This window comes from Pyxidicoccus xibeiensis (assembly GCF_024198175.1).
GTDB classification, from domain to species: domain Bacteria; phylum Myxococcota; class Myxococcia; order Myxococcales; family Myxococcaceae; genus Myxococcus; species Myxococcus xibeiensis.
Genome location: NZ_JAJVKV010000004.1, coordinates 724,036 through 740,102, shown reverse-complemented (window position 1 = coordinate 740,102; position 16,067 = coordinate 724,036). Strand labels below are relative to the sequence as shown.

Here is a 16,067-nt window from a genome sequence, read left to right as displayed (position 1 = left end):
GCGGATGACTCCTGCCCGACAGGGTGGAAGAGGCGCGTCCCATGGAATGAGTGTTCCTTCCAAGCCCCAGGGCGGGAAGCCCCCACCTGCGGCCATGCCGTGCCAGCGCCTCACGCCCCCGGGCCGTCCGAGACATGCCATGAGCAGACTCCCGGGAGGGCTGGCTCGAGACCTGGAGGAAGCCCGCATCGCCTGAACCCGCGAGGGACCCTCCGGCCTCTCTGCGGGCCGTGGGCCTCAGCGGACCTGCCCGGTCGCCCGCCGTCGGCATGTCAGCCCCACCCGGTAGGAAGGTCCTCGCGGAAGGAACGTTCCTTCCGCTGGCGGGTCGGTCCGGGGGTGGGCAGATGATAATGGAGCTGTACCAGCAGTTCGTGGCCACGCGGATGGAGGAGGCGGCGGCGGTGATGGCGCAGCGCGGCTACGAGAACACCCCGGCCGCGGAGCTGGCGCGGGTGATGCGCATGTCGGTGGGCTCGCTGTACCGGCGCTATGGCAGCAAGCGCGGCTGTGCGCTGGCCATTCGGGACTTCTCCGAGGACGAGCTGTGCCGGTATGCGCGCTACGAGTTCCAGATGGCCAGCACGGACGAGGGTGCGGGCTTCCGCGAGGGCTTCTTCGCCCTCTGGAGGCTGCTGGCCCACTACGTGTTGCGGATGCCCGGCGTCTTCAGCTTCGTCTTCCTGCACGCCCATCCGGAGCAGGGGCCTGAAGACGAGCGAGGCTGGCGGGTGCGAGACCTGATCCGGGAAGCCGTCAGCCAGGCCGAGCGTGATGGCGCGCTGGAGCCAGGGTCCGCGATGGCGAGGACGTGCCTGGTGTGGGGCGCGCTGGCGGAGTTGGGGCGGGTGGCGGTGAGGTGGGAGGGGGCGGTGACGGAGGAGGACGTGCTCGCCTCGGCGGCGGCGCTCTGGCGGGCGCTGGGCCCCAGGGAGAAGTCGGCGCCCCAGGGGCCCGGAGGCATGCCGCGGCCAGACGGCGAGAAGGCCCCGGAAGCGGCGCCCGGCAGTGGCGCTGCGGCCGCAATGGAAGACCCAGGGTTGCGCGCGTTGAGGGCTTCACCCGCGGGGGCAGGAGCGGCGCGGTTCGAAGTCATGACGGCAGGGGAGGCCCTGGCGGCAGCTCACGATGGCCCGCGGTTCGCGCGCTCGATGCACGCCAGCCCTTGTCGCGTTCTTCGATACGGCCCTGCCGGGATGAGGACACCACAATCGGGGGAACCCTGCCGGGCGACGTGGCAAGCAGCGCGCTGGAGGCCATGGTACTCGCCACGTTCCCGCATGCCATGGCTCCGGGAGCGCTCGGAGCCTCCCGGATGCCGCAGGCCTCTTCCGCGTCATGAATCAGCCCGGCGTGGACGCACGTCCGTTGAGCCGGCGTCGATAGGCGCCGGGGGTTTCTCCGACGTGGCGTTTGAATGCCTTCACGAAGGCGCTGTCCGTCTCGTAGCCCACCGCCTGGGCAACCTCGCTGGCCGACAGCTTCCCCGCGGACATGAGCCGCGTGGCCTTGTGCATGCGCCAGCGCGTCAGGTACGTCAGCGGCCCCTCGCCCACCACGGCCTTGAAGCGCGCGGCGAACACCGAGCGTGACATGCCCGCGGCGCGGGCCAGGCCCTCCACCGTCCAGGGCGCTTCGGGGCGCTCGTGCAGGCGCTGGAGCGCGGCGCTCAGCCCCGGGTCGGAGAGCGCCCGGAGCCAGCCTCCCTTCTCGGGGGGAAGCGAGGCCACGTGCCTGCGCAGGGCCTGGACGAGGAGCACGTCGCCCAGCCGGCTCGCCACCGTCTCGTAGCCGGGCTGCTCGGCTTCCAGCTCCGAGGCCACCAGCTGCATGGTGGACTCCAGCCACCGCGTGGCGATGCCGCCGTCCCCCTTCACGTGGAGGTAGGGCGGCAGGCTGGCGACGAGCGGGCTCAGCGCGCTCCCGTCGAAGATGAAGCGGCCGCAGATGAGCGTCGTGAGCGCACCGCCGCCTCCGTAGCGGACGACGCCTCCGCAGCGGCCGCCCAGGCTCGCGTAGAACTCGGTGGGCGGGACGGGGGGCGTCGTCGCGCCGTCCTTGAGGACGTAGGACACCCCGCCGAGGATGAAGACGAAGTCTCCCGTGGCGAGCACGTGGCGCGTGCCCTCGATTTCCAGCACGCAGCTGCCGCGGGACACCACGTAGAACATGCACACGTCGCGCGCATCGATGCGCACGCCCCAGGGCGCGGTCACCTCCATCCGGCCGTTGATCATGCTGCGCATGTGAACGCCGTTCAGCGTGTCGGCGAGGACGTCCATGGAACCCTCCGTCAGGACGAATGGACCATAAAGGCGGACGTGCGGCCAGTGCGCGTCCGGACTCAGGGAGCTACCTTTCGTCTCGAAGCCGCCACGAGGACCGGGAGCGCGAGCCGCTCCTCCCGCTGCGCGGCTGCACCCTGGAGACAGACATGAAGGCGATGCGATTGCTGCGTTTCGGCGGCCCGGAGGAGCTGCGACTCGAGGAGCTGGAGGCGCCCGTTGCGCGCGAGGGCGAGGTGCTCATCCAGGTCCACGCGGCCGGGCTGAACTACGCGGAGCTGTTGCTGCGCGCGGGCCGCGTCCCGGGAGCGCCCCCGCCGCCGTTCACCCCGGGCCATGAGGCCGCGGGTGTCATCCGTGCGGTCGGAGGCGGGGTGTCGGGGCTTTCGCCGGGGGCCCGCGTCGTGGCGATGCTGCCGGCGCAGGGGGCCTTCGCGGAGCTGGCCGTCGCGCCGGCCGCGCTCGTCACGCCCATTCCCGACGCGCTGCCCTTCGAGAAGGCGGTGGCGCTGCTGAGCCAGGCGCCCACGGCCCTGGCCGGGCTGCGCATCGCCGCGCGGCTGGGGAAGGGGGAGTCGGTGTACATCCCCGCGGCGGCGGGAGGCGTGGGGACCTTCATGGTGCAGCTCGCGAAGCAGCTCGGAGCGGCGCGGGTCATCGCCGGTGCCAGCACGGAGGAGAAGCGCGCGCTGGCGCGGAGGCTGGGCGCGGACGTCACCGTCGACTCCACGCGCGAGGACTGGCCCGAGCGCGTCCGGGAGGCCACGGAGGGGCGCGGCGCCGACGTGGTCTTCGAGCGGGAGGGCGGAGACGCCCTCGCACGCGGGCTGCGGGCGCTGGCGCCGCGAGGGCGGCTGGTCGTCTTCGGCGTCGACAGCATGTTCGGTACGTCCGTGAGCAACGCGCAGCTCACCCAGCTGTTCTTCCAGAACCAGTCGCTGGTCGGCTTCGCGCTGCCCGCGCTGCCACCGGACGTTCAGGGCGAGGTGCTTCGCGACGTGCTCGCGCTCGTGGCGGGAGGGAAGCTGGAGGTCGTCGTCGGGCAGACGTTCGCCCTGGGCGAGCTGGCGGAGGCGCACCGCGCGCTGGCCGAGCGGAGGACCTCGGGCAAGGTGGTCATCCTGCCGGGGGCGTCCCCGCGCGCTGCTCCCTGAAGCGCGCTGCTCCGTGGACCACGTGGGAGCCACGTCCGCGAGACAGTCCCGCGCGGCCGCGTCATCCTGCCGGGCCCGTCCGCGTGCTCCGCTCCCGGCGTCCTGCTGCTACGAGGCCCGTGAAGGCGCCACGCGCGCCAGCGAGTCCCGCACCGCCGCGCACAGCGCGGCCCGCTCGGTGACGACGGCGGAGACGTGCCCGGCGTCCACCCACCGCAGCTCGCTCTGGCCCCAGTGGGCCTGCAGCGTGCGCGTCTCCTCCGCCGGAACGAAGCCGTCCCGGCGGCACGCCAGGAGGATGGCCGCGCCGGGCTGGCTCGGAGGCGGGAAGCGCGTCAGGTTCGCCAGGTCGAAGATGCGCCCCAGTCGCTGCCGGGCCTGCTCCGCGTCCCGCCGGGCGCCGTCCAGGTCCGCGAAGGCGATGGACCAGGACAGCAGCCCCCGGGTGAAGACGGGCACGGGGGAGGCGCCCGCGGCCAGCGCCGCCACGCCGAGGGGCTCCGGGACGAGCACCGCCGTCAGCGCCGCCATGTACCCGCCCATGCTGTACCCCGCGACGCCCAGGCGCTCGTAGCCCGCTCCGCGCAGCCATGCGAGCAGCGAGCGCGCCTCCTCCACCATGCCCAGGTTCATCAGCACGTGGTCGCTCACCGTGCGCAGCGACCCGCCCCGCTGGCCGAGCGGACGGCGCAGGCCGTAGTACGGATTCTCCAGCAGGAACAGGTCCACGCCCTCGCGGGCAAGGGGCGAGTACAGGCGCTCGCGCAGGGCGAAGCCCTCCTCCCGGGACGCGGCGAGCACCACACACGCCGAGCGCCGCCGCGAGCTGCCGTCACCCAGCCAGCGGACGTGCGCCGTCAGCGCCGCGGGCGCGAGGCGCGTGAGTGGCGAGGTGAACGTCCCATCGCGGACCTGGATGCCCCGGTGCGTCCGGGGCGCACTCCACACCGGCTGGATGCGGGCCGGCTCCGGGAAGAAGGCCGTCCCCACCGCCACCTCATCGAGGAGCTGCTCGTCTCCCCAGCCCTCCGCGAACAGCCGGGCGCGGCGCGCCAGCCCCGCGAAGAGCACGTCCACCACATGTGAGCGACTCGGTCTCCAGGACTCCACCGCTTCATCCTAATGCCCGGCCACCAGCTCCAGCCCTCGCGCGGACCCGGCGGAGGTGGAATCGGCCACACGGATTTTCGAAAAAACGCCTTCACTTCGCGCAACCCACTACGTCAGGTGACGGTCCATTCGGACCCCCTTGGGGTCTCATAAGCCCACGGAATGCCTGGGTTGTCCTGACCCCCCCTAAATTCTAAGAACGGGCGATAGAGTGAAATAATCCTGCAACCTTGAAATCCCCGTCACCGCCATGCCACCATGCTTCCTAATCTTTCCGCTTAGGAGGATTACATGGCGAAGAACAATCGGGTGCGCGGAGCACTCGGCATTGCGGCGCTGTCGGTAGTTGTCGGTTGCAACGAGTCCACCCCCGCTCCCGAGGCGAAGAAGCCCGTGGAGGCCGCGCAGACCGCGGCACTGGAGAATGGCAACGTCGTCGTCACCACGGATGCGGCAGGCAAGCCCACGCTGATCAAGGGCAACCTGGGCCAGCTTCCGGAAATCCCCGCGGGCGGCGCCGCGGCCCTGGAGCAGGCGGCCCTGGCCCCCGTGCTCGCGGCCCTGGCCCCCACCTTCCACCTGGCCGCGGACAACCTCACCCTCACCAGGTCCTACAAGGACACCCTCCAGGGTGACAACCACTACCGCTTCGCGGTGAGCCACAACGGCATCCCCGTGCTGGGCGGGCAGTTCCGCCTGCACGTGCGTGACGGGCAGATCATCGCGGCGAACACCAACGTTCGCAGCGACCTGAAGGCGGAGCCCAAGGCCGCCATCGCCGGTGACGTGGCCGTGGCCGCGGCCGACGCGAACAAGGACACCGTCCGCGGCTCCACGAGCGAGGCGAACCCGGAGCTGGTCTACATCCGCGACGGCGACGAGCTGAAGCTGGTGTACGTGGTCTCCCAGCGTGGCGAGAAGGCGGACGGCACGCCCATCCACGACCTGGTGCTGGTGGACGCGAAGACGTCCGACGTGGTCATGCGCATGCCGCAGATCCACGAGGCGCTCAACCGCCGGATGCACAACGGCGCCAACACCAGCACCCTGCCGGGCGCGGTGGTGCGCACCGAGGGGCAGCCGGAGCACGCGGACCCGGTGGTCAACACCAACTACGACCACCTGGGCACCGTCTACAACTGCTACAGCACGCTGTTCAACCGCGACTCCATCAACAACGCGGGCGCGCTGCTCATCAGCACGGTGCACCACCGCGTCAACTACGTGAACGCCTTCTGGGACGGTACCCAGATGGTGTACGGCGATGGCGACGGCGTGACGGCCACCAACCTGGCCAACTCGCTGGACGTGACGGCGCACGAGCTGACGCACGCGGTGACGGACAACGAGTCGGACCTCATCTACTCGGGTGAGTCCGGCGGCCTGAACGAGTCGATGTCCGACATCTTCGGCGCGGTGTGCGAGTGGTACGGCGATGGCGCGGGCGACGTGACGGCGCGTCACTGGCTCATCGGCGACGACGTGTGGACGCCGAACGTCCCGAACGACGCGCTCCGCTACATGGCGGACCCGGTGGCGGACGGCGTCTCGCTGGACCACTACCCGGACTACTCGTCCGGCACGGACGTGCACTACAGCTCGGGCATCTCCAACCTGGCGTTCTACCTGCTGTCGCAGGGTGGCACGCACCCGCGTGGCAAGACGACGCAGGCGGTGGCGGGCATCGGCATCGAGAAGGCCGCGCGCATCTTCTACAAGGCGAACGCGGACCTCCTGCTGCCCTCGTCCAACTTCGAGGCGGCCAAGGCGGCCACGGAGCTGGCGGCCGAGCAGCTGGGCTACGACGCGGCCACCAAGGAGTCGGTGAGCAACGCGTGGAAGGCCGTGGGCGTCGGCGTGCCGATTCCGCCCCCGACCAACACCCCCATCGAGAAGAACGTGCCGGTGACGAACATCTCCGGCGCGCGCAACAGCAAGGTGTACTACTCCGTGGTGGTCCCCGAGGGTGCGACGAACCTGCGCTTCACGCTGGCCGGTGGCACGGGTGACGCGGACCTGTACGTCCGCTACGCGAACGCCCCCACGCCCACCCAGTACGACTGCCGCCCGTTCTCCTCCGGCAACAACGAGGTCTGCACGTTCCCGGCGCCCGCCCAGGGCACCTGGTACGTGATGCTGAACGGCTTCAGCGCGTACACCGGTACGTCGCTGGTGGTGACGTGGGACGGCGGCTACCTGCCCATCGAGCCGAACGTGCAGATCAACGACCTGTCCGGCGCCGCCGGCTCGTCGCAGGTCTTCACGGTCCAGATTCCGGAGCGCGCCAACGGCGGTGACCGCCACGTCCACGTCCGCCTGCGCGGCACCGGCAACGCCGACCTGTACGTGCAGCGCGCCTCGGCCCCCGGCTTCGGCAGCTACGACTGCCGCGGCGTGAACGAGCACAGCACCGAGACCTGCAACCTGAACAACGTCCAGGCCGGCAAGTTCTACATCCAGGTGTTCGGCGCGAAGGGCGGCTTCACGGCCGGCTCGCTCATCGTGACGTTCAACTGAAGTCCTGGCGGAGGGGGCACGTCGCTGCCCCCTGTGCCTGAAGGGCCGCCAGTCAGGTAGCCCTTGAGCGCGCCCCGGTCCCCGAAAGGGTGGCCGGGGCGCTTTCTTTTGATGTACCCGCCCGACGCGGCGGCTTGGGGGCAGAGGGTGTAGAACGTGCGGAGCGCTCGTCGGGACGCCTGTTTGGAATGCGACCGCGAGGTGACGGGCTTATCAACACAGGGGTGCCCCGCATGACCGCACAAGAACGCGTCGAGCGCGCCGCGAGCGCGCTGAAGGTCTTCCCGTTGCCGTCGGCGGTGCTCTTTCCGCACACCGTCATCCCCCTGCACATCTTCGAGCCACGCTACCGGGCGCTCGTCCGGGACGCGCTCGCGGGGGACCGGGTCATGGCGCTGTCGCAGCTGGAGCCCGGCTGGGAGGGGCGCTACGAGGGCAAGCCGCCCATGCAGCCCCTGATGTGCGCGGGCATCATCATCTGGGACGAGCAGGTGGAGGAGGGGCGCTACAACATCCTCCTGCAGGGTGTGTCCCGGGTGCGGATGACGTCCGAGGTGACGGGCGACAAGCTGTACCGCGAGGTCGCCGCGCAGGTGCTGCCGGACCTGCCGTACCAGGGGCCCGAGGAGGAGCGGCTGCGGCAGGCCGTCTTCGAGCTGGCCGGGCGGGTGCCTCCGTCCTTCGCGGAGAACCTGCTGCCGGTGGCCGCGCGGGCGCTGGGGGGCACGCTGGCGGACGTGGTGGCCTCCGCCATCGTCCCGGAGGCCGAGCGGCGCCAGGAGCTGCTGGGGGAGCTGGACGTGAAGCGCCGGCTGGAGGCCGTGCTGGACGACGTGGGCGAGCTCATCGCCCGGCTCCAGCCCGTGCGGCCCACCGGGCCGATGAACTGAAGCCCGGCCCTGGCACCGCGCGGCCTTCGGGTAGCGCTTGCCTTGGGCGGCGGGCCGGGCATTGCTGCGGCCCATACCGGCGGCGGGGCACGGGAATCTCCTGGCCCCACCCGGCTGAAAGGGGACGGGAGCAACCATGCGGCTCGTGAAGATTGGCCTCGCCAGCGTCAACACCACCGTGGGCGCCTTCACGCGGAACACGGACAGGGCCCTGGCCCAGGCCCGGAAGATGGCGGCGGACGGCGTCACGCTCGGGGTGTTCCAGGAGCAGCTCATCGCCGGCTACCCGGCCGAGGACATGGTGCAGTGGCAGGGCTTCATCGACCGCCAGTGGCCGGAGCTGGAGCGCTTCGCGCGGGAGACGGCGTCGCTGTCCACCGTCTTCATCCTCGGGGTGGGCATCGCCCAGGCGGGCCTGCGCCTCAACTGCGCGGCGGTGGTGGCGGGCGGGCGCGTGCTCGGCCTGGTGCCCAAGGAGAAGCTGCCCACCTACAGCGTCTTCTACGAGGCGCGGACGTTCGGCCGCGGGCACCCGGGCATGGCGGAGGTGCACCGGGGCGTGCCCCTGGGTGACTACCTCTTCCAGTTCGACTTCGGCGTGGTGGCCCCGGAGGTGTGCGAGGACATCTGGAGCGCGGACGGCCCCATGCGCCGGCGCACGTATTCCGGCGCGGAGCTGGTGGTGAACCTGTCCGCCTCGCCCTTCCGGCTGGGCTTCGTGGAGACGCGGCGCGAGCTCATCGCCACGCGCGCGGCGGACCACCAGTGCACCATCGCCTACTGCAACGCGGTGGGCAGCAACGACGGCCTCATCTTCGACGGCGGCGGCTTCCTCAACCAGAACGGCCGCCACATCATGGAGACGCCGCGCTTCGGCGAGGGCTCCGCGGCGGCGGTGGTGGACCTGGACCGCACCCTGCGCCTGCGCGGCGAGGCCACCACCTGGCGCGTGGACCGCGAGGACTGGCTGGCCGACGGCGGCACGCCGGTGCCGGTGCTGGACTGCACGAAGGCGGTGAGCACCCGCCGCGAGGCGCTGACGTACCCGGTGCCCCCGCACCGCAGCTTCTTCCTGCCCGGCCCGGACCAGCGCCGGCCCGCGCGGGTGGCGCTGTGCGAGGACCTGCTGGACGCACTGGCGCTCGGTGTGGGCGACTACTTCGAGAAGACGCGCGCCTTCAAGGTGCTGGGAATCGCCCTGTCCGGCGGCCGCGACTCGCTGCTGACGCTGCTCATCGCCCACCGCTACGCGAAGAAGGCCCGGCCGGAGAACCCGGGCTCGCTGCTGCGGGCCTTCTACATGCCCAGCCGCTATTCCAGCGACGCCACCAGCGACGCGGCCGAGACGATTGCCCGGGAGCTGGGCGTGCCCTTCCAGGTGGTCTCCATCGACGAGGCCTTCGAGCGCGAGCGCACCGTCGCCCAGAAGATGCTGGGCGACGCGCCCGTCACGCCGATTACCGACCAGAACATCCAGGCCCGCCTGCGCGCCCAGCGCATGTGGAACTGGAGCAACTCCGCCGGCGGCCTGTTCCTGCAGACGGGCAACATGAGCGAGAAGTCGGTGGGCTACACCACCATCGGCGGAGACCTCATGGGCGCGCTGGCCGTCATCGCCAACGTCCCCAAGACGGTGGTGATGTACCTGCTCGACTACCTCCAGGAGACGACGGGCTACGAGGGCATCAAGAAGGTGCTGGCCAAGCCGGCCGGCCCGGAGCTGGCGCACAACCAGGTAGGGGAGGAGGAGCTGATGCCCTTCCCCGTGCTCGATGCCTGCTTCTACCTGTACGCGGGCGAGAAGCTGACGCCGCGGGAGATGCTCCAGGCCCTCACCACCATGTTCCCGGAGGTGGAGGCGGCGCGGCTGGGCGGCTACGTGGAGAAGTTCGTCCGCCTCTTCCAGCAGTCCATCTACAAGTGGGTGCAGTCGCCGCTGTCGCTGCACATCGGCAACCTGGACCTGGACCGCGAGCGCGCCCTGCAGCTGCCCGTCGTCACCGGCACGGAGTGGATGCGCGACGGGTAGCCGCAACCCCGTGTTGTGCCCGCGCCACGCCTGGCCGCCTGCTCTTCCAGCGGCCACTCCAGCCGTTGATCCACGGGGGTGAGTGGCTTGCCGGATGTGCCTTCGCAAACAACCTTCATGTCAGCCACTCGACGATGGAGGGTTGGATGAAAGCGAAGATTCTGGCGGGCGCGGTTGCCGCGCTCATGTACGGCTCGGCGGCCATGGCTGCTGATGGCGATTGCCCGCCGACCCGGGCAAGCACTGACAAGAACGCGGAAGGGCTGATGCTGGCCCAGGCGCAGGACCAGGTGCCCGCGGAAGAGGACCTCAACCAGTTGGAGGGGGACCTCCAGGAGGACGATTCGGTCATCATCGAAACGGAGCCCGTCCCCGACGCGACCGGCGCCTCGCAGGACCCGCTGATGAACGAAGGTGTCGGCGGCAGCGGCCAGGTGGGACAGGACCTGGGCACGGGCGGCAGCGGCACCCAGGGCGAAGTGCTGCTGCGTTGCCAGCCGGTGCAGGGCCAGGGCACGGGTGGCAGCGGGCTGATGCCGCAGGACATCTCGCCTCCGGCTCCGGCGCCCGAGCCGCAGTCCAGCGCGGTTCCCGCGTACCCGCAGGACGACGCCACCGGCGGTAGCGGCATCGCGACGCCGCCTCCGTCCGACTTCCAGCCGTCCGCCGAGCGCGCGGACCCCATCGAGCCGCTGGAGGTGGAGGAAGAGGAGAAGAACGACACGCGCGGCCTGACGCTGCTGGTCGGCGGCGGCGTGGAGGGCTACACCGGTGAGTTGGCCCCGCAGATCAACCCGGGCGCCACGGCGGGTGTGCGCGCGGCGCTGAAGCCGTCCAAGATTCTCGGCCTCGAGCTGGGCTACAGCGGCGCGCTGAACAACATCGACGCGGGCGGCGAGGGCGGCACGGTGGACGGGCCGGACCTCATCCGCAACGGTGGCCAGGCCGTGGTGACGCTGGGCCTGTTCGCCACCGACTGGCACCCCTACGTGCTGGGCGGCATCGGCATCAACGACTACAACTTCCGCGGCGGCGAGGCGCTGGGCTACGACGACGACACGGTGGGCAACGTGCCGGCGGGCGTGGGCTTCCGGGGCCACGTGGGTGACTTCACCGTGGACGCGCGGGCCAACTACAACTTCCTCTTCGACAAGGAGTTCGCTCCGGGCGTGGATTCCGGCGGCGGCGACTTCGGTGAGGGCGGCAGCTACCAGGGCACCGTCAGTGTCGGCGGTACCTTCTGAGGACGCGGTCGTCCCGATGTCAGGACAGGGTTGAGACGGTGGCGCGGTGCCCGGAAGACGACGGGCCCCGCGCCACTGTGTTTTTCCAGTGCGGCGCGTGCGCCCCTGGCGCATTAAGGTGATTCCTCCACGCGGAAGAGGAGCGCTGAATGAGTCTGAAGGCGGAAGACGTGAAGGTGGGCACCGGGGCCGAGGCGACGGCCGGCAAGTCCGTGACGGTGCACTACGTGGGGACGCTGACCAACGGCTCGAAGTTCGACAGCAGCCGTGACCGGGGCCAGGGCTTCACCTTCCGGCTCGGCGCGGGGCAGGTCATCGAGGGCTGGGACAAGGGCGTCGCGGGCATGAAGGTGGGCGGTGTGCGCAAGCTCACCATCCCCCCCGAGATGGGCTACGGCTCGCGGGGCTACCCGCCCGTCATCCCCCCCAATTCGACGCTCCTGTTCGAAGTGGAGTTGCTGGAAGTCCGCTAGCCCCAAGGAAGCGAGCGCGTCATGGCGTCGGTGGAAATCACGAAGGACAACTTCAAGGAGACGGTGTCGAAGGAAGGCATCGTCATCCTGGACTGGTGGGCGACGTGGTGCGGCCCGTGCCGCGCATTCGCACCCATCTTCGAGCAGAGCTCCAGCAAGCACCCGGAAGTCGTCTTCGGGAAGATTGATACGGACGCGCAGCCGGAGCTGTCGAGCGCGTTCGAGATTCGCTCAATCCCCACGCTGATGGTCTTCCGCGACGGCATCCTCCTGTTCGAGCAGGCCGGCGCGCTGCCCTCCGCGGCGCTGGAGGACCTGCTGGGCCAGGTGAAGGCCCTGGACATGGAGCAGGTGAAGAAGGAAGTGGCGGCGCGCCGCAACAGCGAGCCGCCCCAGGCCTAGGCCTGGGCTCAATGGGCGCGAGCCCGGCGGAGTCGAAGGCCGCCGGGCCCGTGGCTCACCACTTCACGAGCAGGGTGAAGTGCGTGTACGGCGGCTCGCCGGACTCCAGCTCCACCTGGAACTTCAGGTCCGGGTTGCCCTTGAGGAGGCCTGCGAGCGCCATGCCCCGGCTCCACGCGGGGCCGAAGTACTCCTCCCGGAAGACGAGCCGCGCGGCGCGGTCCGACACGCGCTCGTACTCGCGTTCTCCGTAGGTGCTGGTGGCGCCGGCCATGCCCTGCGTGACGGACAGCCCCTCGTTCGGGTCCTTCCCCGCGACGGACAGCACCATCTCCCCCACGGGCGCCGCGAAGATTTTGTTGGCGGCGACGAAGGACAGCCGCTCCACCGCGTCTCCATAGGGCATGCCCCGGGCCTCCAGCGCGCTCGCGCCCTGGTGGAGGGCCTGGAGGTAGTCGCGCGCCGGGCGGAAGGGCGGCGGGCCGCGAGGCGCCCCGCCCCGCGCGGGGGCAGGGGTGTCGGCGGTGAGGGAAAGGCCGGTCTCCTGCTGGATGGCCTCCAGGAGGCTGCGCAGGAACAGGTCGAGCACCGTATGCTCGGGACGGCACAGGGCCAGTCGGGCTTGCAGGTGCTGTGGGGTGTCCATGGGACGGTCCTCCAAGGGCAGCGGTTCGGCCCCTATCTACCCCAGCCCGAAGTCGCCTGGGGCACAAGCAGCCAGGGGCCGGCCACGAGGACATTGACCCGGAACGCAAGGGCGAAGCGCCGTGTTGAAGATGGGCGCTTCAAAGCAGCCAGGCCGGTAGGGGCCTGGCTCCCCGCTCCCCTCATAATCGCGGCCTCGCTCCGCAGATGGACCTGAAAGGTGCCTTCCTCCGTCACCCGGCTTCCCTCCGCCATGTCCGACGCAGCCTCCACCCCGCTGGCGCCCCGCGCGCGCATCCTCCTGGTGGACGACGTCCAGGCCAACCTGCTCGCCCTCCAGGGCATCCTGGAGACGCTGGGCCAGGAGCTGGTGGCGGTCCGCTCGGGCGAGGAGGCGCTGCGGGAGCTGCTGCGCGGGGACTTCGCCTGCATCCTGATGGACGTGCAGATGCCGGGGCTGGACGGGCTGGAGACGGCGCGCCTCATCCGCTCGCGGGAGCGCACGCGCCACCTGCCCATCCTCTTCATCACCGCGCTCAGCCGCGAGGCCGCCTGGGTCACCCGGGGCTACGCGCAGGGCGCGGTGGACTACCTCCTCAAGCCGGTGGACCCGGACATCCTGCGCGCCAAGGTGCAGGTGTTCGTGGACCTGTACCTGCGCGGTGAAGAGGTGAAGCGCCAGGAGCTGGAGCTGGCCGAGCGGCAGCGCGCGGCGGAGGAGCTGCGGCGGGCGACGGAGCTGGAGCAGCAGCTGGTGGGCATCGTCGGCCACGACATCCGCACGCCCCTGTCCGTCATCCTCACCACGGCGAGGTCGCAGCTGGCGAGCTCGGGGCTGGACCCGGCGCGCAAGAAGGCCTTCGAGCGGGTGGCCCGCGGGGGCGAGCGCATCCAGCAGATTGTAGACCTGCTGCTGGACTTCACCCGCGCCCGCCTGGGCGGGGGGATTCCCGTCGTCCCCCGGGCGGGAGACCTCAACGAGCTGTGCCGCCGGGTGGTGGACGAGCTGCACGTGACGCGGCCGGGGCGCGCCATCCGGTGCGACTTCGCGCGCGACTGCCTGCATGGCACGTGGGACCTGGAGCGGATGGCGCAGGTGGTGGCCAACCTCTTGGACAACGCCCTGAAGTACAGCCCGGAGGGCTCGGCGGTGCGGCTGTCCACCTGGGAGAAGGGCGACAGCGTCTACGTGGAGGTCCACAACGCGGGCGCGCCCATTCCGCCGGAGCTGCTGCCGCACCTGTTCGAGCCCTTCCGCCGGGGCGAGGGCTCGGAAGTCACTGCGCGGGAGAGCCTGGGCCTGGGCCTCTACATCGCGGACAGCATCGTCCAGGCGCACCGGGGCGCGCTCGGCGTGCATTCCTCGGAAGAGGAGGGGACGTCGTTCCGCGTGTGCCTGCCCCGCCGCTCGGGCACGCTGCAGCCGGTGGTGCGTGAGCCGGTGCTGGACGACGCGGCGCTGCTGACCGCCTGAGGTTGCGCGGTGCTACCCGGTGGGCTCGTCGCGCCGGGGCGGCTCCAGCACCTCGAGGCGCTGCACGGTCAGCGCGCGCAGGGAGGTGTCCACGGAGAAGTAGATGCGGACCCCGCCCACGTTGGTGGTGAAGCCCTCGTCCTCACGGGGCAGCCGTGCGAGCACGGCCTCGGGCGCGTCCTGCTCCAGCACCAGGACGAGGTTCTCCAGGTGCGTCTCGATGTGGAGGCGCGAATCCTGCGGCAGTCGCTTGAGCTGGAATTCGGCTGACTGGGCAATGAAGATTCGGCTGCGGCGCATGGAGGGGGCTCGGGTTCGGGACAGTTCCACACTGGGCATTCCAGGGTGGTGCCGCCAGCCACGAGCCGCATTCCGCCAGCGGCGAGTGTTCAGCGCTTCACGTTGTGTGGGTGTCGCGTACAAAGGGTGGAGGCGCGTGGCCGGAAGGGGGCCTCCGGGGTCTGGCGTGGCTGAGCTTGCAGCCGCGCCCTTCAACCCCGCCCATGCACCTTGGCGTCCTCCCGTGAGTCCCCCGTATCCTGGAGCTGGCCCCTACCGGCTCGTCTTCACCCCCGAGGCCCAGGCGCAGTGCCAGCGACTGCCGTCGCGACAGCGCGGGAGCGTGGAGCGCACGCTGGCCCGGCTGGCCCGGACGGTGGGGCTGCGCCAGTACGTGAGCCCCTCGGAGGCGATGGAGGAGTTCCAGGTCCACGTCGCCGCCGCCATCGTGTCCTACGAGCTGGACCCGGGGCTGCGCGCGCTGGTGGTGAAGCGCGTGGAGACGGAGGGCCGATAGCGCCGCCGGATGGGGTGCCCGTTGCCGGCCCCCAGCGCCTCACTTCACGGCGAGGCACACGCCGCCACCGTTGAGGTGCGCCTGGTCGACGATGCTCTGGGTGATGAACTCCTGGAGCGTCCTCACGTCGTACGCGCCCGGCAGGTAGACGACGGGCTGGCCCTGGGCGTCCCGCAGCTCCTGGCCGCGGCCGTCCTTCAGGTCCGTGAGCTGCTGCGAGGCGAGGCCCTCGGGGGTGATGAGGCCTTCCGGGTTGGCGGTGGCGGCGATGGCGTCGAAGCGCAGCTGCACGCCCTTGTGGGTGCCCAGGCGGTCATAGAACATGTGCTCGGCGTGGATGGTGACCTCCGCCTCCGCCACGGAGGCCTCCGGCACGACGATGCCCTGGGTGCCGTCCACGCCGTTGATGCAGTCCTCCATGCGGGTGTCCACCGGGAAGCCCATGCGGAAGGTGAGCACGCCCACGCCGGCCTTCACCGCGCGGCCCTCCACGAAGTAGCTGAAGCCCCGCTCGCGCATCATCGCCACGTCTTGCGCCGACACCTGGCCATCCGCCAGCTCGGTGCCCTCCCTGGGAGGGCTGACGCGGAAGCCCACGTCCCAGCGGCCCGCGGGCAGTCCCTTCAGCTCCGTCAGGGGGATGTCGCCCTTCTGCACGTCCACCAGCACGTGCCTGTCGCTGGTGCGCACCTCGCCGGACGCGGACGTGAGGGTGAGGTCCCCCAGGGACACCAGGTAGCGGGTGAACTGCACCGACCAGCCGTCCTGGAAGAGGGTGTCCGGCAGGCCCCGCTGGGTGCGGTCTCCGCCGCTCATCGTCACCTTCACGTCGCCGGTGGCCACGTTGTCACAGGCCGCCGTGCCCAGCAGCGCCCACGCCAGCAGCGCCGCGCATGCTCCCATCCGTTGGTTCCGCCGCGAGGTCTTCATGCAACCGCTGAGTAAATGCAACTTCGTTGCGAGTCAATGGGTGGGTGGTGTATCTGATGGGTGGAAGCTCCCCGGGCGGCCGTTTCCGTCCGGGGACTGCCGTCCCAAGAGAGGTCAT

Annotated in this window: 14 protein-coding genes and 1 pseudogene; 10 read left to right on the top strand and 5 right to left on the bottom strand. The window is 70.8% G+C overall.

Annotated elements, in window-relative coordinates; all coding sequences use genetic code 11:
- Positions 1-269 precede the first annotated feature (269 nt).
- A pseudogene (locus LXT23_RS50675) lies at positions 270-512 on the top strand (helix-turn-helix domain-containing protein); the annotation flags it as partial.
- Between the two features lie 831 nt (positions 513-1,343).
- Here LXT23_RS50675 and LXT23_RS20905 read toward each other — a convergent pair.
- Entirely contained in the window at positions 1,344-2,282 is a 939-nt protein-coding gene (locus tag LXT23_RS20905) for an AraC family transcriptional regulator (RefSeq protein ID WP_253981976.1), read from the bottom strand.
- Between the two features lie 152 nt (positions 2,283-2,434).
- On the opposite strand from LXT23_RS20905, the gene LXT23_RS20900 reads away from it, so the two are divergent.
- On the top strand, positions 2,435-3,439 hold the full coding sequence (locus LXT23_RS20900; RefSeq protein ID WP_253981975.1) for a quinone oxidoreductase family protein: 1,005 nt from the start codon (positions 2,435-2,437) through the stop codon (positions 3,437-3,439).
- A gap of 108 nt (positions 3,440-3,547) precedes the next feature.
- Here LXT23_RS20900 and LXT23_RS20895 read toward each other — a convergent pair whose 3' ends face one another.
- Positions 3,548-4,549 carry an alpha/beta hydrolase family protein gene (locus tag LXT23_RS20895; RefSeq protein WP_253981974.1) on the bottom strand — a complete coding sequence of 334 codons (1,002 nt, stop codon included), beginning with the start codon at positions 4,547-4,549 and terminating at the stop codon, positions 3,548-3,550.
- Between the two features lie 291 nt (positions 4,550-4,840).
- On the opposite strand from LXT23_RS20895, the gene LXT23_RS20890 reads away from it, so the two are divergent.
- From LXT23_RS20890 to trxA, 6 genes are all read left to right on the top strand, one after another.
- A complete protein-coding gene (locus tag LXT23_RS20890; protein WP_253981973.1) occupies positions 4,841-7,066 on the top strand; it encodes a M4 family metallopeptidase in 2,226 nt (741 codons plus the stop codon).
- A 233-nt stretch (positions 7,067-7,299) separates the two neighbouring features.
- On the top strand, positions 7,300-7,956 hold the full coding sequence (locus LXT23_RS20885; protein ID WP_253981972.1) for an LON peptidase substrate-binding domain-containing protein: 657 nt from the start codon (positions 7,300-7,302) through the stop codon (positions 7,954-7,956).
- A 136-nt stretch (positions 7,957-8,092) separates the two neighbouring features.
- On the top strand, positions 8,093-9,985 hold the full coding sequence (nadE, locus tag LXT23_RS20880; RefSeq protein WP_253981971.1) for an NAD(+) synthase: 1,893 nt from the start codon (positions 8,093-8,095) through the stop codon (positions 9,983-9,985).
- Between the two features lie 146 nt (positions 9,986-10,131).
- Positions 10,132-11,229, top strand: a complete 1,098-nt coding sequence (locus LXT23_RS20875) for a hypothetical protein (protein WP_253981970.1) — start codon at positions 10,132-10,134, stop codon at positions 11,227-11,229.
- Between the two features lie 149 nt (positions 11,230-11,378).
- Positions 11,379-11,702, top strand: a complete 324-nt coding sequence (locus LXT23_RS20870) for an FKBP-type peptidyl-prolyl cis-trans isomerase (RefSeq protein ID WP_253981969.1) — start codon at positions 11,379-11,381, stop codon at positions 11,700-11,702.
- Between the two features lie 21 nt (positions 11,703-11,723).
- Positions 11,724-12,104 (top strand): thioredoxin, encoded by a 381-nt coding sequence (trxA, locus tag LXT23_RS20865; RefSeq protein ID WP_253981968.1) that lies wholly within the window; start codon positions 11,724-11,726, stop codon positions 12,102-12,104.
- 55 nt (positions 12,105-12,159) lie between these two features.
- Here the strand turns inward: trxA and LXT23_RS20860 are convergent, their stop codons facing one another.
- The gene (locus tag LXT23_RS20860) at positions 12,160-12,750 is read right to left on the bottom strand and encodes a TIGR02265 family protein (RefSeq protein ID WP_253981967.1); all 591 of its coding nucleotides are present in this window, start codon (positions 12,748-12,750) and stop codon (positions 12,160-12,162) included.
- Between the two features lie 252 nt (positions 12,751-13,002).
- On the opposite strand from LXT23_RS20860, the gene LXT23_RS20855 reads away from it, so the two are divergent.
- Positions 13,003-14,223, top strand: a complete 1,221-nt coding sequence (locus LXT23_RS20855; protein ID WP_253981966.1) for a hybrid sensor histidine kinase/response regulator — start codon at positions 13,003-13,005, stop codon at positions 14,221-14,223.
- Positions 14,224-14,235: 12 nt separating this feature from the next.
- Here the strand turns inward: LXT23_RS20855 and LXT23_RS20850 are convergent, their stop codons facing one another.
- Positions 14,236-14,523 carry a hypothetical protein gene (locus LXT23_RS20850; protein ID WP_253981965.1) on the bottom strand — a complete coding sequence of 96 codons (288 nt, stop codon included), beginning with the start codon at positions 14,521-14,523 and terminating at the stop codon, positions 14,236-14,238.
- A 223-nt stretch (positions 14,524-14,746) separates the two neighbouring features.
- Here LXT23_RS20850 and LXT23_RS20845 point away from each other — a divergent pair, with 223 nt between their 5' ends.
- Entirely contained in the window at positions 14,747-15,019 is a 273-nt protein-coding gene (locus LXT23_RS20845) for a hypothetical protein (RefSeq protein ID WP_253981964.1), read from the top strand.
- Positions 15,020-15,058: 39 nt separating this feature from the next.
- Here the strand turns inward: LXT23_RS20845 and LXT23_RS20840 are convergent, their stop codons facing one another.
- Entirely contained in the window at positions 15,059-15,922 is an 864-nt protein-coding gene (locus LXT23_RS20840; RefSeq protein ID WP_253981963.1) for a hypothetical protein, read from the bottom strand.
- Positions 15,923-16,067: the final 145 nt, after the last annotated feature.

Coding starts and splice junctions, on each gene's coding strand:
- LXT23_RS20905 (WP_253981976.1), bottom strand. CDS start 2,282: ATGGACGTCCTCGCCGACACGCTGAACGGCGTTCACATGCGCAGCATG.
- LXT23_RS20900 (WP_253981975.1), top strand. CDS start 2,435: ATGAAGGCGATGCGATTGCTGCGTTTCGGCGGCCCGGAGGAGCTGCGA.
- LXT23_RS20860 (WP_253981967.1), bottom strand. CDS start 12,750: ATGGACACCCCACAGCACCTGCAAGCCCGACTGGCCCTGTGCCGTCCC.
- LXT23_RS20855 (WP_253981966.1), top strand. CDS start 13,003: ATGTCCGACGCAGCCTCCACCCCGCTGGCGCCCCGCGCGCGCATCCTC.
- nadE (WP_253981971.1), top strand. CDS start 8,093: ATGCGGCTCGTGAAGATTGGCCTCGCCAGCGTCAACACCACCGTGGGC.
- LXT23_RS20890 (WP_253981973.1), top strand. CDS start 4,841: ATGGCGAAGAACAATCGGGTGCGCGGAGCACTCGGCATTGCGGCGCTG.
- LXT23_RS20875 (WP_253981970.1), top strand. CDS start 10,132: ATGAAAGCGAAGATTCTGGCGGGCGCGGTTGCCGCGCTCATGTACGGC.
- LXT23_RS20885 (WP_253981972.1), top strand. CDS start 7,300: ATGACCGCACAAGAACGCGTCGAGCGCGCCGCGAGCGCGCTGAAGGTC.
- LXT23_RS20870 (WP_253981969.1), top strand. CDS start 11,379: ATGAGTCTGAAGGCGGAAGACGTGAAGGTGGGCACCGGGGCCGAGGCG.
- LXT23_RS20840 (WP_253981963.1), bottom strand. CDS start 15,922: ATGGGAGCATGCGCGGCGCTGCTGGCGTGGGCGCTGCTGGGCACGGCG.
- LXT23_RS20850 (WP_253981965.1), bottom strand. CDS start 14,523: ATGCGCCGCAGCCGAATCTTCATTGCCCAGTCAGCCGAATTCCAGCTC.
- trxA (WP_253981968.1), top strand. CDS start 11,724: ATGGCGTCGGTGGAAATCACGAAGGACAACTTCAAGGAGACGGTGTCG.